At 33.6% G+C, this 3,605-nt stretch carries 4 protein-coding genes and 1 pseudogene; all 5 read left to right on the top strand.

The window, feature by feature from the left end; all coding sequences use genetic code 11:
* A pseudogene (locus ACIQ2I_RS08540) lies at positions 1 to 342 on the top strand (hypothetical protein); the annotation flags it as partial.
* Positions 343 to 354: 12 nt separating this feature from the next.
* Positions 355 to 882, top strand: coding sequence for a ribosome maturation factor RimM (rimM, locus tag ACIQ2I_RS08545; protein ID WP_396181996.1), 528 nt, complete (start codon positions 355 to 357; stop codon positions 880 to 882).
* A 50-nt stretch (positions 883 to 932) separates the two neighbouring features.
* On the top strand, positions 933 to 1,646 hold the full coding sequence (locus ACIQ2I_RS08550; protein WP_396181999.1) for a tRNA1(Val) (adenine(37)-N6)-methyltransferase: 714 nt from the start codon (positions 933 to 935) through the stop codon (positions 1,644 to 1,646).
* Positions 1,647 to 1,746: 100 nt separating this feature from the next.
* Positions 1,747 to 2,925 (top strand): acyl-CoA dehydrogenase family protein, encoded by a 1,179-nt coding sequence (locus ACIQ2I_RS08555; RefSeq protein WP_396181997.1) that lies wholly within the window; start codon positions 1,747 to 1,749, stop codon positions 2,923 to 2,925.
* 114 nt (positions 2,926 to 3,039) lie between these two features.
* Positions 3,040 to 3,605, top strand: a 566-nt coding sequence (locus ACIQ2I_RS08560) for a DUF3050 domain-containing protein (RefSeq protein ID WP_396181998.1), incomplete at its 3' end; no start/stop codon positions are given.

Below are 3,605 nucleotides of genomic sequence, written 5' to 3' on the forward strand. Positions count from 1 at the left end.
AAAGCGCAAGCGGATGCTAAAACTAAAGCCTTTAAAGCAGAACAAGTAGCAAACGAAAAACGTATAGCCGCTATTGCTGATGCTTTAAAAGCAGAAGAAGTAACTGAAGAAGTTGCTACAGAAGAAGTAGTTGAAGTTGAAGCTGTTGCTGAAGTAACTGAAGAAGTTGCTGTAGAAGAAGTAGTTGAAGTTGAAGCTGTTGCTGAAGTAACTGAAGAAGTTGCTGTAGAAGAAGTAGTTGAAGCTGCCGCTGAAGTAACTGAAGAAGTTGTTGAAGCTGTTACAGAAGAAACTACAGAAGCGCCTGCTGCTGAAGAAAACAATGAAGAAAAAGAAGCTTAATATACTGCGATAATGCGTAAAGATGAATGTTTCTATTTAGGCAAAATCGCTAAAAAATTTAGTTTCAAAGGGGAATTACTTATCTTTTTAGATACAGATGAACCTGAACTTTATCAAAATTTGGAATCAGTTTTTATTGAATACAATAAAAATCTGGTTCCATTTTTTATTGATAAATCATCTATTCACAGAGATAAATTTCTAAGAGTTAAATTTGAAGATGTTGATACGGAACTTGAAGCCGAAAACATGAAAAATTTAGAAGTGTATTTGCCTCTAACTATGTTACCAAAACTAGAAGGAACCAAGTTTTATTTTCACGAAATTATAGGTTTTAAAGTTACAGACCAACGCTTAGGCGATATTGGAACTGTTCACGCCATTTTGGATAATGCCGCACAACCTATTTTTGAAATTTTCAAAGGACAAAAACAAGTTTTAGTTCCTATGATTGACTCTTTTATTATTGAAGTCAATAGAATAGAGAAGGAATTGGTTTTAAACACACCAATTGGTTTAGTGGATTTGTATTTGGAGTAGTCAATTTCAACATTCAAAATTCGTTACTCAACATTCATAATTAATTTATGATTTTTTCATTCAAACAATTTTCAGTTGAACAAGAAAAATCTGCTATGAAAGTGGGAACAGATGGCGTTTTATTAGGTGCTTGGACACCGCTAATTAACAATCCATACAACATTCTTGATATTGGTGCTGGAACAGGAATAATTTCCCTTATGTTGGCCCAAAGAAGCCATTCCGAACAAATTGATGCCATTGAAATTGAAGAAAATGCCTACGAAGAATGTGTAGCTAATTTTGAAAATTCGCCTTGGGCAGACCGATTGTATTGCTATCATGCCGGTTTAGATGAATTTGTAGCTGAAATCGAAGAAATTGAAGAAGAATACGATATCATTGTTTCCAATCCGCCCTTTTATTCTGAAGATTATAAGACAGACAACGCATCACGAGATTTGGCTCGTTTTACAGATGCATTGCCTTTTGATGAATTGATAGAAGCGGCTTATTTGTTATTGTCAGAAAACGGAATATTTTCTGTAATTATTCCCTATTCTGCGGAAGTAGATTTTATCGCTTTAGCAAAACAATCGTTATTATTTCCTCTAAAAATAACACGTGTAAAAGGCACGCCAACTTCAGAAATTAAAAGAAGTTTATTGGCATTTACTCGCATAGAACAAATTCCAGCTATTGAAGAATTAGTTATAGAAACAGCCCGTCATCAATACACTTCAGAATATATTGAGCTGACAAAAGATTTTTATTTAAAAATGTAATTTTTAACTTTTGTTTTCTAATAAATCTAACAATTCAATTTACTTTTGTTAAAAAATAATTACTTTTGCCATTCAAATCGATTTATAAAAATATTTACATATGAAACCAGATTTATTTCAATCACCTGATTATTATTTGTTAGACGATTTATTATCAGAAGAGCACAAATTAGTTCGTGATGCGGCAAGAGCATGGGTAAAAAAAGAGGTTTCTCCAATTATTGAAGACTATGCACAGCGTGCTGAATTTCCAAAACAAATTGTAAAAGGGTTGGGAGAAATTGGTGGTTTTGGACCCTATATTCCAGTGGAATATGGCGGTGCAGGATTAGATCAAATTTCTTACGGATTAATCATGCAAGAAATTGAAAGAGGCGATTCTGGTGTGCGTTCTACTTCTTCTGTACAATCTTCATTGGTCATGTACCCAATTTGGAAATACGGAAATGAAGCACAACGTATAAAATATTTACCAAAATTAGCTACTGGAGAAATGATTGGTTGTTTCGGTTTAACAGAGCCAAATTACGGTTCAGATCCAGGAAGTATGATTAGTAACTATAAAGATATGGGCGATCATTATCTTTTAAATGGTGCTAAAATGTGGATTTCAAATTCGCCTTTTGCAGATATTGCTATTGTTTGGGCAAAAAATGAAGAAGGAAGAATTCATGGTCTAATTGTAGAAAGAGGCATGGAAGGTTTCTCTACTCCAGAAACACATAATAAATGGTCGTTACGTGCTTCGGCAACGGGAGAACTTATTTTTGATAACGTAAAAGTGCCAAAAGAAAACTTATTACCAAACAAATCTGGACTTGGCGCACCGCTAGGGTGTTTAGATTCTGCACGTTATGGAATTGCTTGGGGTGCAATTGGTGCCGCTATGGATTGTTACGATACGGCTTTGCGTTATTCTAAAGAAAGAATTCAATTTGACAAACCAATTGGCGCAACACAATTACAACAAAAGAAATTGGCAGAAATGATTACAGAAATCACAAAAGCACAATTATTAACTTGGCGTTTAGGCGTTTTAAGAAATGAAGGAAGAGCAACAACTGCTCAAATTTCAATGGCAAAAAGAAACAATGTAGACATGGCTTTAACAATTGCGCGAGATGCTCGTCAAATGTTAGGCGGAATGGGAATTACAGGCGAATATTCTATCATGCGTCATATGATGAATTTAGAATCTGTTGTAACGTATGAAGGTACACACGACATTCATTTATTGATAACTGGAATGGACATTACCGGTCTTTCTGCATTCAAATAATTTATTAATTAGATTAAACAATAAATAAAATTGATACAAAATGCTTCTCTATTTGGAGAAGCATTTCTACTTTTGTATCCGAAAGATTACACTTAGAATTATAATATATTTAAAATGAACACAAATTCGATAAAAAACGAAATTGAACCTTTAAGGCAAGCGTTATTAAATCATTCTTTATACTCAAAAATTCAAACAATTGACGATTTACACATTTTTTTAACGCATCATGTTTATGCGGTTTGGGATTTTATGTCGTTGTTAAAAGGCTTACAAATTCATTTAACCTCGGTTTCTATTCCTTGGACGGCTTCACCAAATCCAGAATTACGCTATTTAATTAATGAAATTGTTGTTGCAGAAGAATCTGATTTGGCGTTAGATGGTTCGCGTCAAAGTCATTTTGAAATGTATTTAGATGCCATGAAAGAATGCGGCGCTAGTTCGCAACCCGTTTTAGATTTTTTAGAACAAGTAGCCAGTACAAAAAATGTTTTTGTAGCGATTAAAAATGCTAATTTACCTGAAGAAGTTAAAGACTTTTTGAATTTTACATTTACCATAATTGAAACAGGCCAAACACATAAAATAGCGGCGGCGTTCACATTTGGTCGTGAAGATTTAATTCCGAATATGTTTACTGAAATAGTTAAAAGTTTTCAGAAAAACTTCCCAGAAAC

Origin of the sequence: Flavobacterium sp. (assembly GCF_044368995.1) — a bacterium.
GTDB lineage: Bacteria > Bacteroidota > Bacteroidia > Flavobacteriales > Flavobacteriaceae > Flavobacterium.

Excerpts from the sequence above, each read along its gene's own strand:
- rimM (WP_396181996.1), top strand. The coding sequence starts at position 355 with ATGCGTAAAGATGAATGTTTCTATTTAGGCAAAATCGCTAAAAAATTT.
- ACIQ2I_RS08555 (WP_396181997.1), top strand. The coding sequence starts at position 1,747 with ATGAAACCAGATTTATTTCAATCACCTGATTATTATTTGTTAGACGAT.